Source organism: Ruegeria sp. PrR005 (assembly GCF_010500245.1).
GTDB classification, from domain to species: domain Bacteria; phylum Pseudomonadota; class Alphaproteobacteria; order Rhodobacterales; family Rhodobacteraceae; genus Ruegeria_B; species Ruegeria_B marisflavi.
In genome coordinates this window covers 1-26958 of the sequence record NZ_JAAGOX010000053.1, presented here as the reverse complement: position 1 = coordinate 26958, position 26958 = coordinate 1, and the positions used below count along the sequence as shown (strand labels likewise).

At 63.7% G+C, this 26958-nt stretch carries 20 protein-coding genes, 1 tRNA gene and 1 riboswitch; of the genes, 16 read left to right on the top strand and 5 right to left on the bottom strand.

Annotated features, from left to right (window positions below; translation table 11 throughout):
* Nucleotides 1–28: 28 nt before the first annotated feature.
* Nucleotides 29–154: riboswitch (yybP-ykoY riboswitch) on the bottom strand.
* A gap of 183 nt (nt 155–337) precedes the next feature.
* The 11 genes from G0P99_RS18920 to G0P99_RS18870 all read left to right on the top strand — a co-directional run bounded on the left by G0P99_RS18920 (nt 338) and on the right by G0P99_RS18870 (nt 14755).
* Nucleotides 338–790, top strand: coding sequence for a cytochrome c (locus G0P99_RS18920; protein WP_164132043.1), 453 nt, complete (start codon nt 338–340; stop codon nt 788–790).
* 15 nt (nt 791–805) lie between these two features.
* On the top strand, nt 806–2173 hold the full coding sequence (locus G0P99_RS18915; RefSeq protein WP_164132042.1) for a cbb3-type cytochrome c oxidase subunit I: 1368 nt from the start codon (nt 806–808) through the stop codon (nt 2171–2173).
* 5 nt (nt 2174–2178) lie between these two features.
* On the top strand, nt 2179–2988 hold the full coding sequence (locus tag G0P99_RS18910) for a CbbQ/NirQ/NorQ/GpvN family protein (protein WP_370462846.1): 810 nt from the start codon (nt 2179–2181) through the stop codon (nt 2986–2988).
* A 9-nt stretch (nt 2989–2997) separates the two neighbouring features.
* Nucleotides 2998–4914 (top strand): nitric oxide reductase activation protein NorD, encoded by a 1917-nt coding sequence (locus G0P99_RS18905; protein ID WP_164132040.1) that lies wholly within the window; start codon nt 2998–3000, stop codon nt 4912–4914.
* Nucleotides 4911–5459 (top strand): cytochrome c oxidase subunit 3, encoded by a 549-nt coding sequence (locus G0P99_RS18900; RefSeq protein WP_164132039.1) that lies wholly within the window; start codon nt 4911–4913, stop codon nt 5457–5459. The genes G0P99_RS18905 and G0P99_RS18900 overlap by 4 nt, the downstream gene beginning before the upstream one ends.
* A gap of 5 nt (nt 5460–5464) precedes the next feature.
* Nucleotides 5465–5767: a cytochrome C oxidase subunit IV family protein gene (locus tag G0P99_RS18895; RefSeq protein ID WP_370462845.1), complete on the top strand. Its 303-nt coding sequence runs from the start codon at nt 5465–5467 to the stop codon at nt 5765–5767.
* Between the two features lie 269 nt (nt 5768–6036).
* Nucleotides 6037–6810, top strand: a complete 774-nt coding sequence (locus G0P99_RS18890; RefSeq protein ID WP_164132038.1) for an inositol monophosphatase family protein — start codon at nt 6037–6039, stop codon at nt 6808–6810.
* Nucleotides 6811–6813: 3 nt separating this feature from the next.
* Nucleotides 6814–8496, top strand: a complete 1683-nt coding sequence (locus G0P99_RS18885) for a Na/Pi cotransporter family protein (protein WP_164132037.1) — start codon at nt 6814–6816, stop codon at nt 8494–8496.
* Nucleotides 8497–8724: 228 nt separating this feature from the next.
* Nucleotides 8725–10026 (top strand): FAD-binding oxidoreductase, encoded by a 1302-nt coding sequence (locus G0P99_RS18880; RefSeq protein ID WP_164132036.1) that lies wholly within the window; start codon nt 8725–8727, stop codon nt 10024–10026.
* A 289-nt stretch (nt 10027–10315) separates the two neighbouring features.
* Nucleotides 10316–11725, top strand: a complete 1410-nt coding sequence (locus G0P99_RS18875) for an FAD-dependent oxidoreductase (protein ID WP_239059875.1) — start codon at nt 10316–10318, stop codon at nt 11723–11725.
* Nucleotides 11726–11731: 6 nt separating this feature from the next.
* On the top strand, nt 11732–14755 hold the full coding sequence (locus tag G0P99_RS18870; protein ID WP_164132034.1) for an adenylate/guanylate cyclase domain-containing protein: 3024 nt from the start codon (nt 11732–11734) through the stop codon (nt 14753–14755).
* On the opposite strand, the gene G0P99_RS18865 is transcribed toward G0P99_RS18870, so the two are convergent.
* Complete coding sequence (locus tag G0P99_RS18865) at nt 14750–15451, bottom strand: Crp/Fnr family transcriptional regulator (RefSeq protein ID WP_164132033.1); 702 nt, start codon at nt 15449–15451, stop codon at nt 14750–14752. The genes G0P99_RS18870 and G0P99_RS18865 overlap by 6 nt on opposite strands.
* Before the next feature lie 279 nt (nt 15452–15730).
* Here G0P99_RS18865 and G0P99_RS18860 point away from each other — a divergent pair, with 279 nt between their 5' ends.
* The 3 genes from G0P99_RS18860 to G0P99_RS18850 are packed head-to-tail and all read left to right on the top strand — an operon-like array spanning nt 15731 to nt 23759.
* Nucleotides 15731–18496 (top strand): S8 family serine peptidase, encoded by a 2766-nt coding sequence (locus G0P99_RS18860; RefSeq protein WP_164132032.1) that lies wholly within the window; start codon nt 15731–15733, stop codon nt 18494–18496.
* Complete coding sequence (locus G0P99_RS18855) at nt 18493–20517, top strand: serine protease (protein WP_164132031.1); 2025 nt, start codon at nt 18493–18495, stop codon at nt 20515–20517. The genes G0P99_RS18860 and G0P99_RS18855 overlap by 4 nt, the downstream gene beginning before the upstream one ends.
* Nucleotides 20517–23759, top strand: a complete 3243-nt coding sequence (locus G0P99_RS18850; RefSeq protein ID WP_164132030.1) for an NACHT domain-containing protein — start codon at nt 20517–20519, stop codon at nt 23757–23759. Before G0P99_RS18855 ends, G0P99_RS18850 begins: the two co-directional genes overlap by 1 nt.
* On the opposite strand, the gene hisD is transcribed toward G0P99_RS18850, so the two are convergent.
* From hisD to G0P99_RS24590, 4 genes are all read right to left on the bottom strand, one after another.
* A complete protein-coding gene (gene hisD / locus G0P99_RS18845) occupies nt 23756–25057 on the bottom strand; it encodes a histidinol dehydrogenase (RefSeq protein WP_164132029.1) in 1302 nt (433 codons plus the stop codon). The genes G0P99_RS18850 and hisD overlap by 4 nt on opposite strands.
* 66 nt (nt 25058–25123) lie before the next feature.
* Entirely contained in the window at nt 25124–25663 is a 540-nt protein-coding gene (locus G0P99_RS18840) for a GNAT family N-acetyltransferase (RefSeq protein WP_239059874.1), read from the bottom strand.
* Nucleotides 25660–26136 (bottom strand): DUF2948 family protein, encoded by a 477-nt coding sequence (locus G0P99_RS18835; protein ID WP_164132028.1) that lies wholly within the window; start codon nt 26134–26136, stop codon nt 25660–25662. Before G0P99_RS18835 ends, G0P99_RS18840 begins: the two co-directional genes overlap by 4 nt.
* Nucleotides 26137–26299: 163 nt before the next feature.
* On the bottom strand, nt 26300–26455 hold the full coding sequence (locus G0P99_RS24590) for a hypothetical protein (protein WP_203583168.1): 156 nt from the start codon (nt 26453–26455) through the stop codon (nt 26300–26302).
* Nucleotides 26456–26538: 83 nt separating this feature from the next.
* Here G0P99_RS24590 and G0P99_RS18830 point away from each other — a divergent pair.
* Together G0P99_RS18830 and G0P99_RS25100 are read left to right on the top strand one after the other, a co-directional pair.
* Nucleotides 26539–26613: transfer RNA gene (locus tag G0P99_RS18830), tRNA-Thr, on the top strand.
* A 91-nt stretch (nt 26614–26704) separates the two neighbouring features.
* Nucleotides 26705–26887: a DUF6538 domain-containing protein gene (locus tag G0P99_RS25100; RefSeq protein ID WP_370462857.1), complete on the top strand. Its 183-nt coding sequence runs from the start codon at nt 26705–26707 to the stop codon at nt 26885–26887.
* Nucleotides 26888–26958: the final 71 nt, after the last annotated feature.

Below are 26958 nucleotides of genomic sequence, written 5' to 3'. Positions count from 1 at the left end.
CCGGGTGACGGCCGGACTCTGCCCACCGAGTCCTGTCACCACGGTCTTGCAAGGCGTCGGCCGGTGGCCTGGGCTGACTGCGCCACGCGCGTCCGCGCGAGTGTGTTGACGCAATCCCGCATCGCTGCGGCTGCTACTCCCCGATGCGGCTCAGATAAGAACTTGCGCCAGAAATGTCAATGATTACAGATGCATATGCTTCTGCGAGGCATTTGCAACAACACCTGAAACGCCTCCGCCCAAACTCCATTGGCCCTGTCTTGACTTTGGTTAAGGCGGTGCGACCCGTCGCAGTCGATGATCACCCCACCAGAAACGCGGCGCAAAGGAGAGCGCAATGCGCGAAGTCATGACAAAAAGCATGGCCCGTAACATATTCTATGGCGGGTCGTTGTTCTTCATTATCATCTTTCTGGCTCTGTCAGCCCATTCCCATCGTTACATCACGACCACTTCGACAAACGCGGAAACCCTGACCGCCAGCGTCGCGGCCGGGAAACATGTTTGGGAAAAACACGCCTGCATCAACTGTCACTCGATCCTGGGCGAAGGCGCATACTTTGCGCCCGAAGTAGGGAACGTGATGACACGCTGGGGTGTTCAGGACGACCCCGAGCTTGCCTTTGAAACGCTCAAGGGCTGGATGGAGTCGCAACCGACCGGGATCGAGGGCCGGAGACAGATGCCAAGGTTCAACCTCAGCGACGAGGAAATCCGCCAGCTTGCCGATTTCCTGCTCTGGACGAACACGATCGACACCCAGGGCTGGCCGCCCAACGAGGCGGGCTGAGAAGGGAGCGGAGACATGAAATACGAATCCCAGAAAATCGCCCTCGTCTACTTTGCCGTAGCGATGGGCCTGTTTGCGATCCAGGTGCTGGGCGGTCTGCTCGCCGGCTGGATCTATGTCGCGCCCAACACGCTGAGTGAACTGCTGCCGTTCAACATCGTGCGGATGCTCCACACCAACTCGTTGATCGTCTGGCTGATCACCGGGTTCTTTGGCGCTGCCTATTTCCTGATCCCGGAAGAGGCGGAACGCGAAATCCACTCCACCAAGCTGGCCTATCTGCAACTGCTGATCCTCGTGGTCGGCACGCTGGGCGTGGTGGTGACCTATGTGTTCAACCTGTTCGAGGGCAACTTCCTGCTTGGCAAGGAAGGGCGCGAATTCCTGGAACAACCCAAATGGGTCAAGGCCGGTATCGTGGTGGCGGCGCTCATCTTCCTTTACAACGTGTCGATGACCGTGCTGAAGGGCAAGAAGACCGCGATCACCAACATCCTGCTCTTGGGTCTGTGGGGTCTGGCGCTGCTGTTCCTGTTCAGCTTCTACAACCCGTCGAACCTGGCGCTGGACAAGCAGTACTGGTGGTACGTCGTCCACCTGTGGGTCGAAGGCGTGTGGGAACTGATCATGGCCTCGATCCTGGCCTATCTGATGCTCAAGCTCACCGGCGTTGACCGCGAGGTGGTCGAGAAATGGCTTTATGTCATCGTCGCCGCCGCGCTGTTCTCGGGTATCCTGGGCACTGGCCACCACTATTATTGGATCGGTACCCCCGGGTACTGGCAGTGGATCGGGTCGATCTTCAGCTCGCTCGAGGTGATCCCCTTCTTCGCGATGATGGCATTTGCCTTTGTCATGGTCTGGAAGGGCCGCCGCGACCATCCGAACAAGGCCGCCCTGCTGTGGTCGCTGGGATGTGCCACGCTCGCCTTCTTTGGCGCCGGCGTCTGGGGCTTCCTGCACACGCTGCACGGGGTGAACTATTACACCCACGGCACCCAGATCACTGCGGCCCACGGGCACCTGGCGTTCTTCGGGGCCTATGTGTCGCTGAACCTGGCCATCTTCAGCTACGCAATGCCGATCCTGCTGAACCGCGATCCCTATAACCAGGTGCTCAACATGGCCTCCTTCTGGCTGATGAGCGGCGGCATGGTCTTCATGACCTTCGTGCTGACATTCGCAGGGACGATCCAGACCCACCTGCAACGCGTCCTGGGCGAATACTTCATGGACGTGCAGGACCAGGTCGCGATCTTCTACTGGATGCGCTTCGGATCTGGCGTGGTGGTTGTGATCGGTGCGCTGCTCTTCATCTACGCCATGTGGGTGCCGCGCAAGGAAATCATCGAGCGCGGTGCAACTGAAACACCAGCCGAGTAATGGAAATGGATGGATCAATGAACATCGGAACGGGGGCGGCAGCCGCCCCCTTCTACCTCCCGCAGGGCGATGAATGCGATGTCTTCACCGCCGCGTATTCGAACAATCTGCCGGTCCTGCTGAAAGGTCCGACCGGCTGTGGCAAGACCCGCTTTGTGGCCCATATGGCCGCGAAACTGGGTCGGCCGCTTTACACCGTGGCCTGCCATGACGACCTGGCCGCCGCCGACCTGATCGGGCGCTATCTGCTCAAGGGCGGCGAGACGGTCTGGGTTGACGGGCCGCTGACCCGGGCGGTGCGCGAGGGCGCGATCTGTTACCTCGACGAGGTGGTCGAGGCACGCAAGGACGTGACCGTTGTGCTGCATCCGCTGACCGACGACCGCCGCATCCTGCCGATCGATCGGACCGGCGAAGAACTGGAAGCCGCGCCCGGCTTCATGCTGGTGGCGTCCTACAACCCGGGCTACCAGAACATTCTCAAGACCCTGAAACCCTCGACCCGGCAACGGTTCCTGTCGCTGGAGTTCGACTTCCCTTCGCCCGAGCTGGAGGCGCGCGTCGTCTCCGAGGAAAGCGGCCTGCCGCTGGACCGGTGCAAGCCGCTGATCCGGCTCGCGGGCAAGCTGCGCGGGCTCAAGGGACAGGATCTGGAGGAAGGTGTATCCACCCGCCTCGTTGTCTATGCCGCGACGCTGATCGCACAAGGCATGCCGACCGAACGCGCCATCCTAGCCGCCATGGTCGAACCTCTGACTGATGACGAGGATATCAAACGCGGGCTCCTCGATCTGACCGTTGCCGTCTTTGGGTGAGGCCGAGCAATGGTCAAGATCGACTTCGAGCCATGGGAACCCGAGGAGACAATCGGGAAACTGTGGCACACCCTTGCCAGCCGCCTCGATGCACCATCGGTGCACGAAGGAGCCGCGGTCGACCTGTCAGAGGTCGCGGGGCGGTTGGCCGTTCTTTTCCGGGGCCTGGGCGGCAAGCCGAGTGTCGAACTGCGCCCCGTTTCCCCTGAACTGTCCCGCCATCGCCTGAGCTGGCGCCGCAAGCTGGCCACCGAGGCCGAGATCCTGCCGCGTGCCTCTTTCGATGGTGAGGTTCTGCGCCTGCCGGACCGGCTGGCAGTCTATCCCGTGCGCGAGGCGAACGGGGCGCTCTATGTCTGGCTGGCCGCTGCCGCCGCGCATGCGGACACGCGGATCGACGAATCCGACCCCCTGCGCGCCGATCTGAACGCTTTGGTGGCCGCGCAGGCCATGGTCGACGCCACGCTGGACAATGCGCCGGGCCTGCGTCCGCTTTATGCCGAGCTGTGCAGGGGCCTGTTGCATCATCGTGAAACCCCCGCCCTGCCGCCCGACGAGGCGGCGGTCGAGGAGTTGATCCGCCATATGCTGGGCGATCCTTCGCAACTTTCGGCCCGGGCCGTGCGGATACAGGCGGGTGAGGTCACCGCGCCGCGCGGCTATCAGCCGTTCCGCCCGGTGCCGCTCTGGCCTGAACTGCGAGCGGTTGCGTTCTCGGAACACCACGAGGTGGAAAGCCGCGATACCGAAGGGCCGCCCGAGGAGTCGAATGAAAAGACCCACCGCGCCCGTCGCCGCAAATCCGATCAGGCCGCACGCAACGACAGTTTCATCCTGCACAAGTTCGAGGCGATCCTGAGCTGGGCCGAGTTCCTGAACCTCAACCGCCGGGTCGATGACGACGATCCCGACAACGCCAAAAAGGCTGCCGACGATCAGGACGAGATCGGGTTGGGTCAGGTGTCCAAGGCGCCGCCAACCCGGCTGAAACTGCATCTCGATCTTGCGCCCGAGGATGTCGACCGCGAAAGGCTGTCGGGGCGCATCCTGTATCCCGAATGGGATGTCCGGTCGGGCCAGTACCTGCCGGACCATGTCAACGTCCTGACCTCGGACGCCGATATTCGCGACGATGCGGTGGAGTTTGCCAAGGATCCGGCTACCGCCCGCCGCATTCGCGCGGTCCGGCGCCAGTTCGAGGCGCTGCGCCCCGGGCGGGTGATGACCCGTGGCCATCTGGACGGCGACCAACTGGATATCGAAGCCGCCGTTCGGGCCGAAACCGACCGCCGCGCCAATGGCGAAGGAAACGAGCGGGTCTGGCTGCAATCCCGGCCACAGGCACGGGATCTGGCGGTCTCCATCCTGCTCGACGTCAGCCGTTCGACCGAAAGCGTGGTCACCGGTCGCGCCGTGATCGACATCGAGCGCGAGGCGCTGGCCGCGCTTGCCTGGGGGTTGAACGCCTGTGGCGACGACTTTGCCATCCATGCCTTCAGTTCGCTGAAACGGCACCGCGTTTATGTGCAGCGCTGCAAGCGGTTTGACGAGGTGATGGGGCCCCAGGTCGAACGGCGCATCGCCTCGCTGCGGCCCGGCCATTACACACGGCTGGGCGCGGCGGTGCGCCATGCTTCGGCGGATCTGGCCAGCCAGGCACGCAAGCGCCGCCTGCTGCTGGTCATCACCGATGGCAAGCCCAATGATCTCGACCATTACGAAGGCCGCCATGGGATCGAGGATACCAGGCAGGCCGTTCACGAAGCCCGGCGGGCCGGGCAATCGGTGTTCGGTGTCACCATCGACAAATCCGGCAAAAGCTGGTTTCCCCGCATGTTTGGACAGGGCGGTTTTGCCGTCATCCCCGATCCGCATCGCCTGACAATGGCCTTGCCACAGATCTATCGGCAATTGGTCGGGGCATGAAGCAAACATCAGGGATCGACGAACTCCCCGGCGAGTTGCTGATGTGGGTGCTGATCTTCAGCGAGCTTTTGGTGTTCGGCGCGGGCCTCTTGGCCTTCATGGCTGTCCGCCTGACCGATCCAAGCGGCTTTGCCGAAGCGCAATCGGCCCTTTACCGAACCGGCGCGGCGATGAATACCGCCGTGCTTGTCACTTCCGGCTTTCTAGCGGCCAAGGGGTTGGAGTACCGGCGCAAGGATCGCCGGGTGCAGGCCCGGCTTTCGCTGGTGGCGGCGGCGGCGTTGGGATGTGTGTTCCTGATCGTGAAAGGCGCGGAATATGTCGGCAAGGCGGCGCAGGGGATCAGCTACGAGACCCACCCGTTTTTCATGTTCTATTACCTGCTTACGGGGTTTCACGCCGCGCATGTGGTGGCGGGCGTGATGGTTCTGCTTCTGGTCGCCTGGCGCGACGATACCGGAAACATAGAGGCAGGCGCACAGTTCTGGCACATGGTCGACCTGGTCTGGGTCCTGCTGTTTCCCGTTGTCTACCTGTTGGGATAAAGATCGTGGAAACCCCGGACCCCACTGCCAAGACCCCGCAACATGGCCGCAGGCTCAACCTGACCACGGCCTGGCTGGCCTTGCTGGCGCTGAGCCTGGCATCGACAGGGGCAACCGTCTTGCCGGTGCCGCAACAGATCGTGGCAGCCGCCGTCCTGGTGTTGGCCCTGATCAAGGCGCGCGTGATCCTGGCCCGATACCTTGAACTGTCGGCCGCCCGGTCGTGGTTGTCCGGTCTGAGCATCATCATCGCCTGTTTCTTTGGTCTGGTGCTTGGCCTGTTCCTGATCTACCCGGCGGCTTTGTAGACGCGCCATGGCCTGACCGATTTTGACCGGATTGGGGCGCTGAATGTCACGATCTCTGTACAAACGGGCAGAAATCGTGCAAAATCCCAAATAAAGCAACAAAACCGGACGTGAATGAGAGCACGAGACAGATTTGTTGCCGGCAGCGGTGGGAACACGATCCTTATGAGATACAACAGGATTTGCAATAGGCTGAACTCGGGCAGATGCCGCTTTGTCCTGCTGGACCATCCAGCCATATCAGGCACGCCTGAACGGGAGAAAGCCAGATGGTGACGGGTCATGATTTTGCCGCGCATGCCGAGGTGATAGCCGAGAAGGCCGCCGAAATTGCGCGCGGGTATTTTCGCGGCCAGTTGCAGGTCGAACTCAAAGCCGATGAAAGCCCGGTCACCCAGGCCGACAAGGCCGTCGAGCAGATGGTGCGAGACTACCTGACCGAGCATTTCAGCGATCACGGCATCTTGGGCGAGGAGCATGGGACAAAACACGGCGACTCCCGTTATCTCTGGGTCGTCGACCCGATCGACGGCACCCGTTCCTTTCTGACCGGGCATCCGCTTTTCGGGTTCCTGCTGGCGCTGCTCGACAACGGGGATCCCATTCTGGGCATCATCGGGGCGCCTGCCTTGCGGGAAACCCTGATCGGCATTCCGGGCATAGGCGCGACACTGAACGGATCTGCGATCCGGGTGTCCGGGCAGACACGGCTTGATGACGCGCGCCTGTTCGTGAACGAGGGCGAGAAGATCTATCGCGATCATCCGGCTGTCTTCGCCCGATTGATGGGCTGTGGCCAGACCCGGCGGCTGGGTTATGACTGTTATCCGCATGCCCTGGTGGCGATGGGTCATGTCGATGCCGTGGTCGATTACGACCTGCAACCCTATGACTATATGGCGTTGTCTGCGGTCGTGCGGGCGGCGGGTGGACAGATCACCGACTGGCAGGGAAACCCGTTGACTTTGGCCTCGGACGGGCGCGTCGTGTCTGCCGCGTCGCCCGAGTTGCATCGCGACCTGCTTGACCTTTTGAACGGCTAGACCATGGCCATATTCGCATTTCTCATCCAGTTGGCCGGTGCCACCATGCTGTTGCTGTTCGCGGTGCGGATGGTGCGGACAGGGATCGAACGCGCTTACGGCGCCTCGTTCCAAAGGGTCATGACCGGCCGGCAAGGGGCGTTGCGGTCCAGTGTCGTCGGCCTCTGCATGGCAATGATCCTGCAAAGCTCGGCCGCCGTCGCCTTGCTGACCTCGGGCTTCGCGGGTGCCGGTTTGCTGGGCTTTGGTCAGGGTCTGGCAATTGTGCTGGGCGGTGATCTGGGTTCCGCGCTGATCATTCAGGTTCTGTCCTACCGGCTGGATTGGCTGGTGCCCCTGCTGCTGGCGGTTGGCGGCTGGCTTTTTGTCAAGACCGAGGCGCGCAAGGCGCGCCAACTGGGCCGGATCCTGATGGGTGTCGCCTTTATCCTGATTTCACTGCGCTTTCTGCGCGAGGCCATGGATCCGATCCGGGACAGCGCGTTCCTGCCTGCCGTCGCCGAATACTTGGCCCGGGACTATGTCACCGCCTTTATCGTCGGGGCTGTACTGGCCTTTGTCATGCATTCCTCGGTCGCCGCCATCCTGATGTGCGTGACCCTGGTCCAGATCGGAGCGATCCCCTTTGTCGCGGGTCTGTCGCTGGTGCTTGGGGCCAACTTTGGCAGCGCCTTCATCCCCGTCTGGCTGACAAGGGGTATGCCGATGACGGGGCGGCGCATCCCCTTTGGCAATCTGGCGCTGCGCGGCACCTGGGCCGTTCTGTGCCTGTTTGCCGTGAACATGATCATTGCGAGTGGACTGGATGCCTCTGGGTATGGCGGCCAGATGCTGGTCAACGCGCATCTGGCGTTCAACGCCTCGCTGCTGATCCTAGCCTTGCCTTTCTGTTCGGCGCTGGAAGCGCCGCTGACACGGCTGTTGCCCGATCCGGTCGACCCTATGAGCCCCGAGTCGCTGTTGAAGCGGCACAGCAATCTGGACCCCACCCATATCGGCAGCCCCGCCCAGGCTCTTTCCAGTCTGAAACGCGAACTGCTGGTGATGACCGACCTGGTCGATGCCATGTTCCGGCCGACGCTTGGCCTCTACCGCGATGGCGACAAGGCCCGGATCAAGGCCGTGCAGGCGCTGGATGAAGAGGTCAACGAATGCCTGTCCGGCATCCGTCGGTTCGTGGCGGCCTTGCCGGTCGAAACCATGGGCGAGGACACGGCCAAGATTGCCCGCGACATGCTGGAATATGCGGTGCGCCTGGAAACTGCCGGCGACGTGGTCGCCCGGCGGCTGACCGTACTGGCGGGCGAGCTGCGCAAGACGGGCAAGAGCTTTTCCCGCGAGGGGTGGTCCGAGCTTCAGAACATGCACGAGACGATCATGGCCAACCTGAAGCTCGCCTCGAACGTGCTGATCTCCGACGATCTGGAGAGCGCGCGCCTGCTCAGCCTGGAAAAGACCGAGTTGAAACGCGCCGAACGGGACAGCCGCAAGCGCCATTTCAAACGCTTGCAGAACGGTGAGAAGCAAAGTTTCGAGACCAGTGACATTCACCTCGAAACGCTGCGCGCGTTGCGGGAATTCAACAGTCATATCTCGGCGGTCGCCTATCCGATCCTGTATCACAATGGGCAGTTGCTCGAAACCCGGCTGATCGAAACCCTGCCGCGAGGACAGGAAGAAGTCTGACAGGATCACACCGGCCGTTTTGATCATTTTTTCCCGGGCCCTGTGGCGTATGGCCAACAGGCCCCCGATCTTCGACATCATGGCCGTTGTGCGACCCATTGCCAAGGGGGGGTGTGGCCATGATCGTCGCCAAAACGTGGCGACACTTGCCACAAAATAATTTGATCATATCTGGCAGGACCTGTTCCGGGCTGCTATGTCTGTCCGCAAAAGAACAGGACTCTGCCGATGGATCTGCTGACCGTAAACGATCGTTCGGGGCACTACCCGCCCTCGTATTATGCCGCCCATGCCAAGCATCTGGAGCCCTTCGCCGAGGCGCAAGGAACGCTTGACTGCGATGTCTGCGTGATCGGCGGCGGGTTCACCGGGCTGTCGGCGGCCTTGCATCTGGCGCAGCGGGGCTATGATGTGATCCTGCTCGAGGCGCAGCGGGTGGGTTTTGGCGCATCGGGCCGCAACGGCGGTCAGGTGGGGCAGGGGCAGCGGGTCGAGCAGGAAGAGCTGGAAAAGATGGTCGGCCCGGATCACGCCCGCGCCCTGTGGCAGATCGCGCGGCAGTCGGTCGATCTGGTGCGGGACCTGTCGGGCTCGGATCTGGTGCATGCCGATTTCCATCCCGGCATCATTCATGCCGATCACCGGGAACGCTTCGTGCGCCACAGCCACGACCACGTCCGCCATTTGCGGGAAACCTACGGCTACACCAACATCCGCGCGCTGGATCGGGAAGAGATGCGTGATCTGGTGGCCTCGGACGCCTATTTCGGCGGCTGCATCTACGAGGATGCGGGTCACATCGACCCGCTGGAATTTGCCCTTGGCCTGGCGCGGATGGCGGTGGCCGCCGGTGTGCGGATCTATGAGGGCTCCAAGGTTCTGTCGCTCACCGAAACCGACCCGGCCAAGGTCAAGACCGCCAAGGCCGAGATCACGGCGCGTTTCGTTGTCATGGGCTGCAACGGCTATCTCGGGCGTCTCGACGACCGGGTCGCCGCGCGCGTCATGCCGATCAACAACTATGTTGTCGCAACCGAACCGATGACGCCGGAGCGACAGGAAAGCCTGATCCGGGGCAATGTCGCGGTGGCCGACAGCAAGTTCGTGGTCAACTATTTCCGGTTCTCTGATGACCACCGCCTGCTGTTCGGCGGTACTGAAAGCTACAGCTATCGCTTCCCCAGGGATATAGCCTCCAAGGTGCGCAAGCCGATGCTGGAGATCTTTCCGCAACTGGCCGATATCCGGATCGACCATGCCTGGGGCGGAACGCTGGGCATCACGATGAACCGGATGCCACATTATGAACGGCTAGCGGGCAATATCCTCAGCCTGTCGGGATTCTCTGGCCATGGGGTCGCTATGGCGACCTTGTCGGGTCAAATCGCGGCCGAAACGATTGCCGGTCAGGCCGAACGCTTTGACGTCATGGCAAGCGTGCCGACGCCCGCGTTCCCCGGCGGCCCTGCCTTGCGGACACCCCTGCTGGTTCTGGCCATGCTGTGGTTCAGCCTGCGCGACAAGATCTGACCTGCCCCAAGGGCGAGACCGAGAAATCTTGCCCGGCGCGCAAAAAGGAAATTGCCAATCACTTTGCTGCACTCATAGGATGAGCCACAGATTCAAGTGATAGGAAAAAAACGTGCTTTGGTATGATAGTCGCGCGCAACGTTTGCGCAAAAGATCGGAATTGTGGGCAGCCAAAAGAGAAACCGAAGGATCCGCACAAGGTCTCCCTCCGAAATACGCGGAAGAGCTGCAAAAAAACATTCTGGGAACGGTCGTTCTGCCGGGAGACCCCGAATACAACGCCGACCGCATGCTGTCGAACCCCAGGTTCTCGGCCTTTCCAGAGGTCATCGTGTATTGCGAGGTCGAAGCGGATGTCGCCGAATGCCTGCGCGTGGCGCGGGCCCTGTCGATGGCGGTTGTGGTCCGGTCGGGCGGCCACAGCACGGCAGGTTTTTCATCGCAAAACGGCTTTCTGATCGACGTCAGCCGGATGAACGATGTCTGTATCACCCCCGAGGCGCTGCGCGCCTGGGTCGGCCCCGGTACGAATTTCGGCAAGTTCAACGCCAAGCTTCAGACCTATGACCTTCACACCCCCGGAGGGGCCTGCCCGGATGTCTGCGTCGGTGGCTATATGCAGGGCGGTGGCTATGGGTTTACCGCGCGCATCTTTGGGATGAACTGCGACCAGGTCGAAGAGATCCGTGTGATGCTGACTGACGGGCGCATCGTGCATGCCAATGCCGAACTGAACCCGGATCTGTTCTGGGCGGTCCGGGGGGGCACCGGCAGCAATTTCGGTATTCTGCTGGCAGTCAAGTATCGCCTCTATCGCGGTTCGAAATTCTCTGGGTTTTCCGTGCGTTGGTCCATGCAGACCGACGAGGGCACCGCCAAGGCCGCGCAATCTCTGGCCTGGTTGCAAGAGAACTTCATGCGCACCGGCGCGCCCGATACGCTGGGCTACCAGATGATCTGGGCGTTCGAGGGCCCGACCGGTCAGGCCAAGGAACCCGTGCTGTTGATGCGCGGCGTCTACCGCGGCAGCCGGGAAGACCTGCAAGAGGTACTGAACCCCGTGCTGGCCCTGCCGGGCGCGACCCTGCAAGCGCTCTACGATCCGCAGCCCTATATCGATCTCAATCGCATCCTGCTGAGCGAACCCTACGAGGTGCCCGAATTCCCCGCGGATATGACGCCGATGCCGCCGCCCGAGGCGAAGATCAGCCGTTATGTCGCCAAACCGGTCTCTGCCGATGGCTGGAAACAGTTGCTGGACTACTTCCGATCCTCGCCCAGCCCCTACACCATCGCGGCCATGGAGATCTATGGCGGCGCCATTGCACGCATGCCGATTTCGGGAAATGCGTTCTTTCACCGGGATGTGTATTGTGATCTGTTCTTCGATGTCTTCTGGCTGACCGAGCAGGAGGAAGAGCAGATGATGCAGTTCATCAAGGGATGGGAGCAGGTTTTTGCCCCGCATTGGACCGGCCAAAGCTATCAGAATTACCCAAGCCCGGAAAATCCGGGTTTTGCCGAACAATATTGGGGCGACAAGTATTGGTTGTTGCGGCTGATCAAGGGCAAATACGATCCCATCGACCTGCTGCGGTTCCCGCAAAGCATTGCGCCGCTTGAATGGCACCCGCCCGGCCCCGGGTTTCCCCCCGGGTTCAAGGGGTTCGAGGACCCGATTCAGGCGGCCGCCGGGTAACCAGGCATGAATGACGGTTACCGGGATATCGGCTCTGTTGCCTCCTTCCTGGATCAGATGGGGCTTGGCTCGTACGCCGACCAGTTCGAGAGCGCCGACATAGACTTCGAGGTGCTGGAACATCTCTCGGACCAAGATCTGGCCGACCTGGGCGTGAAATCGCTTGGCCATCGGCGCAAGATCCTGGCCCGGATCGCCGAGCAGAAGGCCAGGCAGACCACCAGCGCCGCACATGCGGGCGACGAGGGTGAGCGGATATACCTGACGGTGGTGTTCTGCGACCTCGTCGGCTCGACCGGTCTGGCCCACGAATTGGGAGAAGAGCGGTTTACCGACTTGCTGGCCGGGTTCTATAACGCGGTCGACACAGCCGTTGACCGGTACGGCGGGCATGTGGCGCAATACCACGGCGATGGGGTTCTGATCTATTTCGGCTATCCCGAGGCGATGGAGGACGCCGCCCTGCGCGGCGTCTTTGCCGCGCGCGATGCGGTCGCCCGTGTCGGTCAATTGTCGGCGCCCAATGGCCATATGCTTCAGGTCCGTGTCGGGGTCGCCTCGGGCCCCGTGGTCGTCGGTGACCGCCAACTCAGCCAGTACGAGCGCGGCGGCCGCGCCTACGGCGCCGTGGTGAACACCGCCGCCCGTCTCCAGGCCGAGGCGCAACCGGGCAAGGTTGTCATCGCCGATACAACGGCGGCGCTGGTAAAGCAGCATTTCAACCTGCGCTTTCTCGGTCTGCGCCATCTAAAAGGGATCGAAGAGCCCGCGCCGCTTTATGAAGTGGGTCCGGAGCGGTCTCCCGGTGTCAATGCCGCCCTGCTGTCGCAGCCCGAGCGGGTTCCCTTTGTTAACCGTCGGGCCGAGCTGGCAAGGCTGTCGGCCTGTTGGAATGCCGTTGGAATGGGCGCATTCAACCTGGTCACGGTGGCAGGCGAACACGGGATCGGGAAGTCGCGCCTGGTCAGCGAGTTCCTGGCGAACCTGCGGCACGAAGGGTATCAGGTGCGCCATGTGACCTGCCCGGCGCATGGGCGCGACAAGCCGTTCGAGGCGTTCCGGCTATTGCTGACACAGGAAAACAACCCCGCCGCCGCGTCGCTCTGCGCCGAGCTGGACGGGATCCCGACCGCAACCCGGGCCGAGCGCCGCCATCGCCGCACCCGGGTGATAGGCGCTATGGCCGAGTATTTCGGTACCTCGGTTTCCGGTTCGCATGTGCTGTGGATTGACGATCTGCAATGGGCCGATCCCTCGACGCTCGAAGTTCTGCTGGCGCTGGCCTCGTTGCGGCCGCCGGGCCTCTTGCTGATTGCGTCGGCCCGCAATGCCCTGCCGGACCAGCGGTTGATGAGGATTGATGGCGCGGTTCCGATCTCGCTGGGACTGCTGTCGCCGGAACACACCAACAGCATCGTCCGCAGCGTACTGGCCGGGGCCGATGGCGGCGAGGCGCTGGTCGCACCTCTGGTCGCCCGCGCCGAGGGCGTGCCGGTGTTTGCCGAGGAACTGGCGCTGGAAATGCGCGCGCGCCTGACGGCGGCCGACAGTTCTGCCACCGATAACCTGCCGGACCTGTCCGTCCCTTCCAGCCTGCAACAGAGCCTGCACGCCCGTATTCGCAGGCTTGTCACCGCGCGCCCCTTGCTGAGGCTGATCGCCAGCATCGGGCGCGAAGCCTCGGTGGCGCTCTTGCGGGACCTGTGGCCCGGTCCGGGGCGTTTCGAAGACGCGCTTGACGAACTGGTGGCCTCCGGCCTGGCCGAGCTTCACCTGTCCCGCGACAGCAGCCCTGACAAGCGCCTGATCCTGCGTCACCAGATCCTTCAGGACTGTGCCTATGACATTATCCTGACTCGCGACCGCGAGCGGATACATGCCGCGATCGCCGACGCCCTTGGCCGCCAGCGCGACCGTGGCCTGACGGTCGAGCCGACGCTGCTCGCCGATCAGCTGGAACGGGCTGGCCGGTTGCGCGCCGCGGCCGAGTTGTGGGCCGAGGCCGGGCGCAACGCCGCAGCACAATCGGCGGATGCCGAAGCGGTGGCGCTGTTCCGTCATGCGCTGTCGCTGTTGCCGCGCATGGAACAGGCCGAAGGCGACTGGATCGACCATTTCGAGGCGGACACCCTGCTGGCCATGTATCCCGCCCTGATCGGCGCCAAAGGTTATCGCGCTGCGGGAGAGGATGTTCTGGGCCGGATCAACGCCCTGATCGAGCGCACCGGCGGCAGCCAGCGGGTGTTTTCGGCCATGTTCTTTCGCTGGATAGATTACAGCGTGCAGGGCGATATCGACGCAAGTTACGAATTCGCCTCGGGCCTGGCCGAGATCGCCGAGGCCGACCCCAGCGGCCTGCATGCGCTGGTCCTCGACCGGATGCTGGGGTCCAGCCTGATGTTCCGGGGCGAGTTCGAATCCGCCCGAGTTCATCTTGAACGTTTTCTCAACGCCTACGACCCGGTGCAGCATGCCGAACCGATGCGGCTGTTCGGGGCGACGGACAATCATGCAACGGTCCTGTGTTGCGTCGCGGCCATCGACGCGTTCACCGCGCCGAACGAGACGACGCGCCAGGCCATCGACCGGGCTATCGCGGCGGCTCTCCAGACGGAAATGACTCACACCCTGTGCCATACCCTGACGTTTGGAGCTGCATTCCCTTCGGCGGTGTCCGGCGACTGGCTTGCATTCCGCGACTTCTCGGCCTGGCTGGCGCGACTGGCCCAGGAAAAGGATCTGGGCTTCTGGGTCGTCTACGCCCGCATGCTGACGGGGATCGGCCGGATATCCGAGGGCAATGTCGAACAAGGCCAGGAAGATTTCCAACAGGCTCTGGCGGTTCTGACCAACCAGGGTTTCCTGTTTCTCAACCCCACATTCCGCACCATCCACGCCATGGCGGAAGAGGCCGCCGGCCTGTCCGCGCCGACAGCGGATCTGAGCAGGCTGGAACGGGACATTCGCGCAGGCGAGCGTTGGATGTTGCCGATCTGTCTGCGTCTTCAGGACAGATGGGGCGGCTCATAACCCTTCGAAAAGACGGTCGATATCGCTAATCTCCAACCGGCGGCGGCCGGTTTCAATCACGCCGGTGGCCGCCAGCCGCGCCATGACCCGGCTGACCGCCTCGCGCGTGGCGCCGATATAGTTCGCGATCACGTCATGGGTCGGGCATGGGTCCAGCACGCCGCCGGGTTTAAGCTGATGTTCCAGCTGTGCCTGTTGCAGCAGAAAGGCGCGGACGCGTTTGTCGACATCATGCACCACCAGCCCGAACACCCGCTCGGTCAAGGCCCGGTTCCGCTCGGCCAGATCGATGGCAAGGTTGCGTGCCAGCCGAGGCACCTCGGCCATCCAGGTCAGCAACTTGTCCGCCGACATCCGACCCAGCATCGTGGGTTCGGCCGCTGAAATCGTCAGCGACCTGGGGCGATTGTCCAGCGCGGCCAGTTCTCCGAAATAGCGGCCAGCGGTAATCTCGGTAAAGGCCACTTCCTTGCCATTGGGGGACAGCAGCAGGCCGACCAGGCGGCCGGAATACACGACATACATCTCGGTCGAGGTTTCGCCCTGCTCGACCACGGTCTGCCCGGTATTCACCGTCATCGGATCGAGGTCGTTGGCGAACCGCCGCAGGTCCTGCGGGTCGAGCCCGGCCAGCAGGGACACTTTGGCAAGAACCGTTTCGACCGGGATTGCGGGCTTTCTGTTTGATGGTCGCACGGTTCGATATCCCATTCCGTTGATGTGTCAAAAAGATAGCGACAAGGGATCAAGTCCTTGAGGAATATAATGAACTTGGTCAGTTGCCAAGTCCCCGTGGGTGGAAAAACGGGGCCTGAAACCCGCAGGAAGGGAAAGAAATTTGCAAGGCATGGTATTCTGAGCGACCGGATTTGCCCGCCACAGGCGAAGACAGACCTTCATTTTCAAGGCATTTGGTGATAGGCTCGGACGATATTTCAAAGCACATTTTCTGATCTTCGATTGGAGGGTTTCGTGATGTTGGACCTGCTCAAGGCCGCCAGCCGGGTGGCGGTACCTACTGGCCGTGACAATCTGCCAACAGACATCCTGTCGTTCACTCTGGAGTATCCGGGGCCGGTATCGCCCGAGGATGCGCGCGCCGGGATTGCCGCGTTGCTTGGCGGCGATGGTTTCGATCTCTTCCGCGCGACCGAGGCGGATGACGACCTGCTTGTGCTGCAATTTCCCGGGGTGCCGATCGAGCAGTCGCCGGGCTATCTGTTTGCCCAGGCGGGTGAACTCCGCGACGCGCTTGGCCTGGTGTCGGTTACGCCTGACATCTCGCCGCCCTTCACGGATGTCGAAAGCGTCGCACCCCCCATCGAGAACGTCGGTGACGTGGTCTGGGACTTGTGCCGCGCCCATACCGCGCCGCTGCCCGACCCGGATTGGGCGCTGAAACTGATCAAGGCCGACCGGGCGATGACCCGGTTCGGGGTCTCCGGCGCGGGGCAGAGGATTGGCCAGCCGGATACCGGCGTGGCCGCCCATCGCGAGCTGGATCAGGGCGTGGACAAGGCGCGCGGATACAACTTTGTCGACGGCACCCCCGACCCGACCGATCCGCTGTCGCCGCAGATGGGCTCGCCCGGTCACGGCACCGGGACCGCCTCGCTGGTGACCAGCCGGCGGAGCCATCATGTGACAGGCAGTGCGCCGGGGGCGACACTGATCCCGTTCCGCACCAATAACGCGGTGGTCGTCGGCGCTTGGGTGCCAGTCGCGCGGGCGCTCGACCGGGCGCGTGATCAAGGCTGCCGCGTGGTGACCATGAGCCTCGGTAGCGCCTTTGGCCCCCGCGTGATGCGGCGTGCCGTGGCGCGCGCCGTCTCTGCCGACCTGATCGTGCTGGCCGCCGCCGGGAACTGCGTGCGCTTCGTCACCTACCCGGCGTTCGATCGCAACGTGATCGCGGTCGCTGGGGTCGACCACGCGGGCAACCGCTGGCGCGGCTCGTGCCGGGGCCCCGAGGTCGACATCTCGGCCCCGGCCGAAAACCTGCATGTCGCGCGCCGCCGCCCGGGCGAGATGGACCTGGCCGATGTGAACACGGGCGGACAGGGCACCTCCTTTGCCGTCGCCCTGACGGCGGGCGTTGCGGCGCTGTGGCTGGAGCGGTTCGGCTGGGCCCCGTTGCGGCAAGAGGCGCATCGCAGGGGCCTGCCGCTGCAAGAGCTGTTTCGCGCGGCGCTGCGCCAGACCTCGCGGTGCCCCGTGGGCTGGGACACCGACCTGATGGGGGCGGGCATCGTCGATGCCGAGGCGCTCTTGGCACTCGACCCGCAGGATATCGTGACCGGCCCGGTGCCCGAGGCCGCGGGCCCAGCACTCAGTCTCTTTGGGCCCGATCTGGACGCCGGGGGGCTTCAGGCCGAGGCCGATTTCGTCGCCTTCGACTGGCGGCTGCGGGCAGAGCCCGAGGCGTCGATAACCCTGGAAAACGCGATGCGCGAGCAACCGTCGCCCGCGCTGGCGGCCCTGCTCGGCGATCGCGCGCCCATTGGCGCGCCGGGCCTCGTGCTGGCCCCCGTCGCCCCACCCGCACCACTGGACCGGGCCGTGCGTCGGCTCGCCGTTGGCCGCTCCGGTACAACTGAAAGCGCCTCTGACATCAGCTATGAGGCCTCGGTCGAACGGCTGCGCGGCGAGGGGCTGGATGCGGTGATGGAAACCGTGACCGAGCTTTTCCAGCTCAAGGCCGAGGCTGCGCCGGATCTGGTCGACACCACGATGCAGGCCGAGGCGGCCGACCGGATCAGGCAGGCCGTCCAGTCGCATCTCGACCCGGACCGCGAAGTTCATATGTCGGCGGGCGAGGTCGGATATGCGCTGGAGGCGCTGGTGCAACTCACCGGCCGTCCCGCGATCCGGGTTCAGGCGGACGGGTCCGAACTGTTCGACCCGATGTTGGGCACCTGGAAAGCCGACCTGCTGACGGCGGTCAGCCGCTGGCAGCCGCTGGTGCGCGCGGTGGGCCGGATAGATGCGCGCAACGCCCAAGGGACATGGGTGCATGTCGGCACCGGCTTCCTTCTGTCCGACGGTCTGGTGATGACCAACCGCCACGTCATCGACGCCTTTGCCGAACCGATCCCCTCCACCGACGGCTCGCGCCCGTTCCATCTGCGGTTCCCGGTCTCGATCATCTTCGACCCTGAGGCGCAGGACGACGACACCCGGTTCACCCTGACGGAAGTGGCGACCGCAGGCGCCGCGCGCATCGGGCGCACGGTCAACATGTCCCGCCTCGACATGGCTCTTTTGCGCATCGACCCCGACAATGGCCGCGCCCCGCCGCCAGACCCGATTGACCGGGGCCTGATCTCGACCACCGATACCGACCTGACCAAGATTCTGGTCGCCGGATACCCGGCCGAACCGCGCAGCGTCCGTGGGCCCGATCCGCGACAGGACAAGGACAACTATCTTGCCTTCTGGGCGCGGCTGGGCGAGCTCTATGGCGACAAATACGGGGTCAAATACATCAGCCCCGGCATGATCGAGGCGCGTCCGGGAGCGCTGGCCACCGACCCGCGCGGCTGGGCCTTCAGCCATGATGCAACCACGCTGCCCGGCAATTCGGGGTCTGCCATCGTGTCGCTGCACAGCCCCGGTCAGCTCTGCGGCCTGCATTTTGGCGGGCAATCGCTCGAAACCAATCTGGCGCATGATATCCAGACCGTGCTCAATATGGGGGACGGTGCGTTTTTGACCGATTTGATAGGCGGGACCGACGAATGATGAACGAAGAGTGGACCGAGGAGCGCCTGATCGCTTCCATCCACGGTGTCGTTTCAGGTTTGCGATTTGCCAGGCCCCAGTTGCGGGCATGGTACGACAACTGGCTCAGGGCGCGGCGCCTGCCCGGCGCGCCGCAGAACTTTGCCCATGCCATGGTCGTGACCGGGCAGGGCAGCGGTCTTGACCCGGCCGATGACGGCGCGGCTTTGTGCCTGGCTTTGGCGGCGCTTGGCGGGCCGCAACCGGTTGCCGACTGTTTCGCCGGTGCGGTTGCCGCCGGCCTCTTCGAGGCCGAGACGACAGAGACCCGCGAACAGTACCGCCGCAGGCTGGCGCAAGCCATGGCCACCGCCCTGGGCCGCGATCATGAAAACACCGAGTTGCAGCGCGGCGAGACCAGCGACGAACTGCAAGCCTTTGTGCCGGAAAACGGGTTTTGGACCGATCCCGGGCATCTTCAGCCCGCGATCATCCTCGGTCGCCGCCGCCTCTGCCGGATCGACACGGTCAACGCCAAGGGCAAGAAGGTCAACGGCACCGGGTTTCTGGTCGGCCCGTCGACGGTCCTGACGAACTTCCACGTGGTCAAGGACGTCTGGGAGGTGTTCGATCAGCCAGAGCTGATCTCGGTCCGGTTCGACTTCTCGGCGACGACCGGTTTGCGCGATGCCGACCAGCCCCGCTATTCCGCCGCGAAAACCGGTTGGAAGGTGGCGCAGAGCGGCCTGGCAGACTGGATCAGGGGGGACGACTATTGGTGGGACAACCCCGGCAAACGCCTGGCCTGGCTGGGCCAGGTCGAGGATACGCTGGACTATGCGATCATCCGTCTGGACGGGGCGCCGGGCCTGCAACGGGGATGGTTCGCGCTGGACAAGGTGGAAGAGGCCGAACCAGATGGCGTCTGGATCATGCATCACCCCGGGTCCGAGGGGCAAACCCTGACCGGGGGTAGGGCGGTTCACACCTTCCCGATGAAAAGCCGCATCTTTCACTTGGCGACAACCGCCAAGGGGTCGTCGGGCGGTCTGGTGCTGAACCAGGGCGGCACCCCGATCGGACTGCACTATCTGGGTGCCGAGGCAGGCGCCGATCCTTCGGAACCTTTCCACCAGAACCCCACGATGAACGTCGCGGTCACGCTGAAAGCGGTCTCTGAGGACCTGAAGAAAAAGAACGCCCTGACACAGCTGACCAGCACGACCGATCTTAATCTGATTGCCGGTTGCATCGGCCGCGGTCAGCCGGTCTTTGGCCGGCAGGAATACTTCCGGGTGCTGCGCGACCTGTGGGATGGCAGCAAGCGGGTGCTTAGGATCCACGTGAACCCTTTTGACACGCCGATCACCCGCCCGGGCAAAAGTTTCTCGTTTTCCATCCTGCAACATTTCTTCGCCGCGCCCGAAAACCACTACATCCTGTTCCGGGCCGGTGACATCCAGGTCGATGCCTATCGGCTGGCCTGCGATACGCTGGCAACCTTCGCGCCCAATCCGGCAGAGATCCTGCCAAAGGCGCTCGATACCACCACACCGGCCTATGTCCGGCGGCTGGTGTCCAAGTTCATGCAGCAGGTCAGCGCGCGGCTGAGTGACAAGACCGTGTGGATCGTTCTCGACGATCTGGACAAGCACGATCTGTCCGATGCTTCGGGGCGCGAGTTTCTGGGAACGCTCTATGACCAGATCGGGCAACAGCAGAACCTCAGGCTGGTGCTGGTCGGGCTGCGTGAGGATGTCCAGATCAACGGGCTCGACCCGGCGCTGGTGGCGCATTCCGCGATCAATGCGAAGTCGCTGGAAAACCCTTCCGTCATCTTTCGCGAATGGCTGAACGAGCGCGGCGCCCGCGACGCCGCGCTGGACGAGGACGGGTTGAAATTCCTGGCCGATATCGCCGGGGCATATGCGGGCACCGAGGCGCCGCTTGAGCGTTTGTCGCAATTCGTGACGGATTACGTTGCCGGTGCCGCCGACAGCCTGTTTGGCAGCCTTGGCACCGAAGCGCCGGAGGACACCTGATGCAAAGAGCGCTTGTTGACCTGGCAAGAGAGGTGGCAGCGGTCAGCGGCTGTTTCGACCCCGACGATCTCTGCCGGGCTATCGGTCTGCAACGGTGGTCGGAAACGCGGCGCGAATTTCTGGGACACCTCTCGCGCGACATTGCCGAAGTGACCAGCTCGGCCCCGGGGGCGCCGCGCCGCTATGGCTGGATCCTCAGCCCCGACCAGCGCCGCTCGACCCTGCGGCAGTTCCTGACCCAGACCCAGCTCGGCCAGGTTCTCGACCACGCACCGACACCCTGGCATGACGACCTCTTTGGTCAGGCGCTGCATCGCCTGCTGTCCGGCCACGATGTCGCGATTCCCCGCCCGCGTGCCACCGACGATGACGAGAGCTTGCTGGAACACCTGCGCCAGAATGCCGCCCTGCTCGACGCGGTCCAGTTCGTGCGGGTTGTGCCGGTGCTGGACAAGTCCGTCATGGACCGGCTCGAAACCGAGGTGAAACGGCAGATCCAGGACATTCAGAAACGCCGGGATCTGGCCAGCGGCCAGCCCACCCGCCACTTCGGCTATCGCAATGTCCGTAGGCGCCTGTCGAACTTTCTGCGCGGCAAGACCGTGGATACCCGGCCGGTGCTGCTGACAGGGACAGGCGGCATCGGCAAATCGGCGCTGTTGGCCCGGTTGTTGCAGGATTGGCAAACGCGACAGGACGCGCCGATCACCGTCATTCTCGATTTCGACCGTCCGCAACTGAAATCCGGCTCGCCGATTCAGATCGCGCGCGAAATCCTCAGCCAGTTGGCCGCGGGCGTACGCCGGGCCATCGAACCCGCTGACGAGGCCGAGGCGATGTCCAAGACATTACGCGACCTGCGCGGCCGCCTGCTGACCACCGATACATTTGGCGAGCTGCGCGATCACATCAGCCAGGCTGCCGCGCTGGAAACCATGTTTCCCGAGTGGTTCCAGGGGGACTGGGCGGCCAAGTTGCGCGAGTACCCCATCGCCCTGGCGCTGGACAGTTTCGAGGCGGTCGACCGTCAGGGCGGTCAGGTGGTGACCCAGATCCTGAATGTCGAGCTTTGGCTGCGCAACCATCTGACCGGCTTGCGCACCGTCCTGTCCGGCCGTGCCGCACCCCTGTCGGGTGACGAGCTGGACCATCGGTTCGGCCCCGCGTCCCGGCGCATCGAGTTGCGCGGCCTCTCTCTCGAAGCTGGCGCACAGCTCTTGGAACAAGAAGACAATTCGCTCGCCACCAAGAAACAGCCGGCGGTATTGACCAACCCGATCCTGCGCCTTCAGGTCAGCGAATTGCTCGATGGTCACCCGCTGGCCCTGCGGATCTTTGTGCAATATGCGCGCGGCCATAAGGGCGATATCGACGGGCTTGTCGACAGCCTCAAGCAGGACGAGGGGTTCCGCTCGGAGTTTGCCCACCGATTCCTGTACGAACGGATCCTGGAACGCATCAACGACCCCGAGATGCAAAAGCTGGCCCATCCGGGCCTTGTCCTCAGGCAGATCAACGATGATCTGATCCGCTTTGTGCTGGCAGGGCCCTGCCTGGGTTTACCCGACGGATCGCTGCCCAGCGAGGAAGAGGCCGCAAGGCTGGGCCAAAAGCTGAGAGATGAATACTGGCTGGTCGATGAAGACGAGCCGCCCTTTACCTTGCGCCACCGGGCCGATGTCCGGCGCATGATGGTTGCCGGTCTCTTTGCCGGGCCGCGCGCCAATGACACACCCGAAGATCGCGACCGCAAAACCGCGTTGCGGCGGGATGCGCTGGCGGTCTGCACTGCCGCGCGCGACTATTTCCTGAACGGACCGCCGCGCGAGGCCGGGGCGGAACCCATGGCGCGTTGGGCGGCGCTGGACGAAGAGTTGCGCGTGGTGCAGGCGCTGCATTACGCGGCTTTTGTCGCGTCCGAAGACCCTCCCGCCTTCGACGCGGCCACCGCCCGCGCGCTGGACCTGTCCCTGGGCGAGGATCTGGAGACGCTGCCGCCCGCCTGGCGAGCACGGGTCAAGATCCATCTCGACCGCGTGCTGACACGCGAAGAGGCCGCTCATGTACCAGAAGACCTTAGGGAAAAGGCGGAATCGCAGGAATTCACCGCCGCTGTCCAACATGGGCTGAGTGCTGCGGAAGAAGAGTTCAGCACTGTCAGCGCGGCCAGCAGGAAACGCGCCCCAGACATCGAACCGCAACAGGACCGCTACCGCCCCGAAGGCTCCGAATGGCTTTCGGCCTCGCGCCTGTCGCGCGACATCCAGCGCGCCTTTGCCGCAGCCCGGTTCGATGAGGTGGCCAACCTGGGCGCGCAATATATCAAGGCCCTGGGCGACCAGACCCAGGACGAAGCCGAGGCCGACACGACCGAGGCGCTGACACGCGGGTTCTGGCGGCAGTCGCTGTGGCAATGCCTGCTGGTTGCGGGCACAAGTAGCGACACTGCCGATCTGGGGATCGCCGTTCAGAGCCTCGGGGGGTCCAAGCACGGGTACATGTCGCTGGTTGATACCATTTGGTCCTTCACCAGCGGGTCAGGCTACGGGGCTGATTTCAGCGCGCTGCGCACTGCGGGCTTCAGATCCTATGTCGATTCCTACCGCTTGTCCGAAAGCGATCTCGACGGCTGGCTGGGCCGCGACGTGGCGCCAGCCCCGTCACACGGCAGCGGACCGGCTGCCGCCCCCCGATCACCGCGCGCCCTGGCCCTGGCGGCGGGCCGGATCGGCGCGGAAGAGGAGTTTGCCGCGCTCTTCGAATCCGTGCCCGACCTGGCCAGCCGGATCGAAAAGTTCTGGGCGCAAGGTGCAGTGGGTCTGTCAGAAATCGCCGCCCTCTACCGGCAGTTCGGCGAAGACGAGGACATCGTCCGCCTGCTGCAAAGCGAACGGCTCCCGCACTCGGATACCGCCTTTCGCATGTTTCGGGGGCTTAATCCGGATCTTTATCCACCCTTGCGCCACATTCTTGACGACCAGGAGGGCGAAATCACCGTCCGCCTTGCCCAGGCGCTCTCGGAGCGCGCCCGCCACTGGCCGCGCGAATTGCGCCCCGAGGCGGTGCATGGCTATACCGGGCGCCAATCCTCGAACCTGGTCGAAGCGGCGGATCAATGCGGCGAGCTTGGAACGCTCTGCGCCTTCCTCTCCGAATTCGACCCGCGTGCGGCGACCGTGCGCGAGATGTTCGACCGCCTGTCAGACTGGTTCTTTCCCTTCGCGCGGGAACTCGGGGCCTAGCCGTTCAGGCGATCCAGCCGCGCCAGAACCGACAGGCAATGCGCCTCCAGGCTCTCGGACCGGGCCAGCCGCGCCGCCGCCGGACCGATGGCGCGCAGCGCCTCGGGCGTCATCTTGGACAGGGTCGTGCGCTTGAGGAAATCCATCACATTCAGGCCAGACGAGAACCGTGCCGAGCGCGCGGTGGGCAGCACGTGGTTCGGCCCGCCGACATAATCGCCGATGGCCTCGGGCGTATACTGACCCAGGAAAATCGCCCCCGCATGCACAGTTTTCAGCGACAGAGCCTCGGGATCGGCAACGCAGAGCTCCAGATGCTCCGGTGCGATCCGGTTCGACAGCGCCGCCGCCTCGTCCAGATCGCGCACCGTGATCACCGCGCCAAAATCGCGCCAGCTTACCCCGGCGATGGCGCGCCGTTCCAGCGTTTCCAGCCGGTTTTCGACGGCGGCCACAACCGCACGGCCAAAGCCCGCGTCATCGGTTATCAGGATCGACTGGGCGCTTTCATCGTGTTCGGCCTGGCTCAGCAGGTCCAGCGCGATCCAGTCGGGATCGTTTTCCCTGTCGGCAATCACCAGAATCTCGGACGGGCCCGCGATCATGTCGATCCCGACCTTGCCGAATACCCGCCGTTTCGCTGCCGCGACAAAGGCATTGCCGGGCCCGGTGATCTTGTCCACCGGCGCAATGGTCCGGGTGCCATAAGCAAAGGCCGCAATCGCCTGCGCGCCGCCCACGCGATAGATCTCGTCCACCCCGGACAGATGCGCCGCCAACAGAACCAGCGGATTGACCTGCCCGTCAGGCGTGGGCACCGCGATGGCGAGGCGCCCAACCCCGGCCACCTTCGCCGGAATCGCGTTCATCAGAACCGAGGACGGATAAGAGGCCAGTCCGCCCGGCACATAAAGCCCGGCCGCCGAGACCGCAGACCAGCGCCAGCCAAGTGTCGCACCCGCCTCATCGGTCCATTCCTCGTCCCGGGGCAACTGGCGCGCGTGATAGGCGTGGATGCGCGCCGCAGCCAGCTCCAGCGCCGCGCGATCTTCCGGCGCGACCCGCGCTATGGCTTCGGCAATCTCGACGGGGGAAAAACGCAGGGTCTCGGGCGTCAGGGCGATCCGGTCGAACTTCTCGGTCAGCTCGATCACCGCCGCATCGCCGCGTGTCCGCACATCGGCGATGATCCCGGCCACGACATTGTCCACATCCGGGCTGTCTTCGCGCTTTGCCGACAAAAGCGCGGCAAAGGCCGCGTCGAAATCCGGGTCGGTGGTGTCAAGAATTTGCGGCATTGGCGGTTCCTCGGGCAGTTGAGCCAGCGGGATACCGATGGCGGCGGTGCTTCTCAACCCTTTCCGTCAGGGGTGCAGCGATTTGCGCATTGGGTATCCCAGGATCCACCTGCCGCGTCGGGCCGGTCCCGCCGGTTGCCAGCCGCGCCTGTCATAGAACTCGCGCGCGGTTGCCGTGCTGGTCAGCACCCCATCGGTGGCCCCCAGCGCGCGCAGCCTGTCCTCCAGTCCGGCAAGCATTGCCGTACTTGCCCCGGTGCCGCGAAAGCCTGGATCGACATAGTTCAGGGTGATGCGCCCGGTCCCGCCTGCGGGGTCGAGATCCGACAGCGCGCCGACAGCGGCCGTCTGACCGGCCCGGATCAAAATCCAGAACTCCGATCCCTCCGCCGTCATCTGGTCGCGCAACGCCCCGGGTGTCTTGTTGGCGCACCACCGCGCGATGGCCTCCTTGTCGCCGCCATGATCGGCGCCGCACAGGTCCGAGATTGACCGGACCAGCACCTGCGACATGTCGAACACGTCAAACGGTGTCGCCCGCCGCAGGATGTCCTCCGTTCGCGCCGGGGAAAACGCCTGGGATATCCCGCGCTTGTTCTGGATCATTCCGAATGCTGCGGCGCGTGGCGCGACGGGGCCAGATAAGGCCGCGTGACGTCCTTCAATGTCACGTCCAGCGCCTCGACCGACAGCCGGATCGCCCCGTCCCCGGCAACGGTCAACAAGACCTCGCCGGTACAATCGTCACCAGGCTCGAAGGAGACCGACAACAGCGACAGGATCAAGTCCTTGTCAGTGCGGTCGATACCTTGGCTCGCCACGCCCAGAACATTGTCGAACACCAAAAGCGACTGCACCCGCTCATAACCGCGCCCGCGCCGCTCGGCCTTGTCGCGATCCTCCCACCGGAACCGGTTCAGCAACAGGGCAAACCGCCGGTCCGCGGCCCGCCAGGTCATCTCGGTGACTGGCAGCACGGCATCCTGCACCAGCGACGAAATGATCTTGAGATCGTCGGAATCCTCTGCCCCCAGGTTCAGCGGGGCCTCCCTGCCATCTTCAAAACTTGCGTCCACCATTCGTCCCTGATCCGTTCGATTCTCGCACCCGAGGATTCGAGCCCGTCCAACACATGTTCATATCATCGGTTCCGATGATAGACCCTGCCGCCCTGTGTCCCACCTGTTTCGGCCCACCTCGCAGCATCCCGCGCCCTGTCCCAGGCCACCCAGCGATCCCGGCCTAGTCCGTGTCCGCTGCCTTTTCTTCCTCCCCCGATGACCGGGCCCGCGCCTGCGCCTTGCGCCGCGCCAGATTCGCCTTGAGCGCCGCCTTCAGCCGGTCCTCACGGCTTTCGGCCCTGCGTTTCGCCTTTGGGGGGGATTTTTCTTCTGCCATGGCCTTTCTCTACAGGAGGCAAAAAAAACCGTCCAGATGCCCTTGCGCGCCGTTTCGTTTGAGTCTAATCACCCGCTCACCCCGCTGCCGTAGCTCAGGGGTAGAGCACTCCCTTGGTAAGGGAGAGGTCGAGAGTTCAAATCTCTCCGGCAGCACCATGACTTTCCCAGCATTCACAAATATTTACGTCAAATCAGCGTATTCCGCTTGCGGACTCCTACACAGGAGTCCTACACAGTGACCCTAATCATGCCCCGTCCCGTCAAAGACAAGAAGAGCGGAATCTACTACGTTCGCGTGCGCGTTCCAGCCGATCTGCTGGCTACCGTCGGTCGTGCCGAGATATCCAAATCGCTTCGAACTCGAGAACCTGCGGAAGCGAAGGAGCGATTTGCAGTGGAGTATGCGGCTATGCAACGCCGATGGTGTTGATTTCCACCCAGAAGTGAGCCGGGCCGGCGGATAATTTCCACTGAGAACTGAGCCATGTGAACCTTTCCCCG

Excerpts from the sequence above, each read along its gene's own strand:
- hisD (WP_164132029.1), bottom strand. The coding sequence starts at position 25,057 with ATGCCGCAAATTCTTGACACCACCGACCCGGATTTCGACGCGGCCTTT.
- G0P99_RS18855 (WP_164132031.1), top strand. The coding sequence starts at position 18,493 with ATGATGAACGAAGAGTGGACCGAGGAGCGCCTGATCGCTTCCATCCAC.
- G0P99_RS18840 (WP_239059874.1), bottom strand. The coding sequence starts at position 25,663 with ATGATCCAGAACAAGCGCGGGATATCCCAGGCGTTTTCCCCGGCGCGA.
- G0P99_RS18890 (WP_164132038.1), top strand. The coding sequence starts at position 6,037 with ATGGTGACGGGTCATGATTTTGCCGCGCATGCCGAGGTGATAGCCGAG.
- G0P99_RS18870 (WP_164132034.1), top strand. The coding sequence starts at position 11,732 with ATGAATGACGGTTACCGGGATATCGGCTCTGTTGCCTCCTTCCTGGAT.
- G0P99_RS18885 (WP_164132037.1), top strand. The coding sequence starts at position 6,814 with ATGGCCATATTCGCATTTCTCATCCAGTTGGCCGGTGCCACCATGCTG.
- G0P99_RS18910 (WP_370462846.1), top strand. The coding sequence starts at position 2,179 with ATGGATGGATCAATGAACATCGGAACGGGGGCGGCAGCCGCCCCCTTC.
- G0P99_RS18850 (WP_164132030.1), top strand. The coding sequence starts at position 20,517 with ATGCAAAGAGCGCTTGTTGACCTGGCAAGAGAGGTGGCAGCGGTCAGC.
- G0P99_RS18905 (WP_164132040.1), top strand. The coding sequence starts at position 2,998 with ATGGTCAAGATCGACTTCGAGCCATGGGAACCCGAGGAGACAATCGGG.
- G0P99_RS18880 (WP_164132036.1), top strand. The coding sequence starts at position 8,725 with ATGGATCTGCTGACCGTAAACGATCGTTCGGGGCACTACCCGCCCTCG.
- G0P99_RS18860 (WP_164132032.1), top strand. The coding sequence starts at position 15,731 with ATGTTGGACCTGCTCAAGGCCGCCAGCCGGGTGGCGGTACCTACTGGC.
- G0P99_RS18835 (WP_164132028.1), bottom strand. The coding sequence starts at position 26,136 with ATGGTGGACGCAAGTTTTGAAGATGGCAGGGAGGCCCCGCTGAACCTG.
- G0P99_RS24590 (WP_203583168.1), bottom strand. The coding sequence starts at position 26,455 with ATGGCAGAAGAAAAATCCCCCCCAAAGGCGAAACGCAGGGCCGAAAGC.
- G0P99_RS18875 (WP_239059875.1), top strand. The coding sequence starts at position 10,316 with ATGCTGTCGAACCCCAGGTTCTCGGCCTTTCCAGAGGTCATCGTGTAT.
- G0P99_RS18900 (WP_164132039.1), top strand. The coding sequence starts at position 4,911 with ATGAAGCAAACATCAGGGATCGACGAACTCCCCGGCGAGTTGCTGATG.
- G0P99_RS18920 (WP_164132043.1), top strand. The coding sequence starts at position 338 with ATGCGCGAAGTCATGACAAAAAGCATGGCCCGTAACATATTCTATGGC.
- G0P99_RS18915 (WP_164132042.1), top strand. The coding sequence starts at position 806 with ATGAAATACGAATCCCAGAAAATCGCCCTCGTCTACTTTGCCGTAGCG.
- G0P99_RS25100 (WP_370462857.1), top strand. The coding sequence starts at position 26,705 with ATGCCCCGTCCCGTCAAAGACAAGAAGAGCGGAATCTACTACGTTCGC.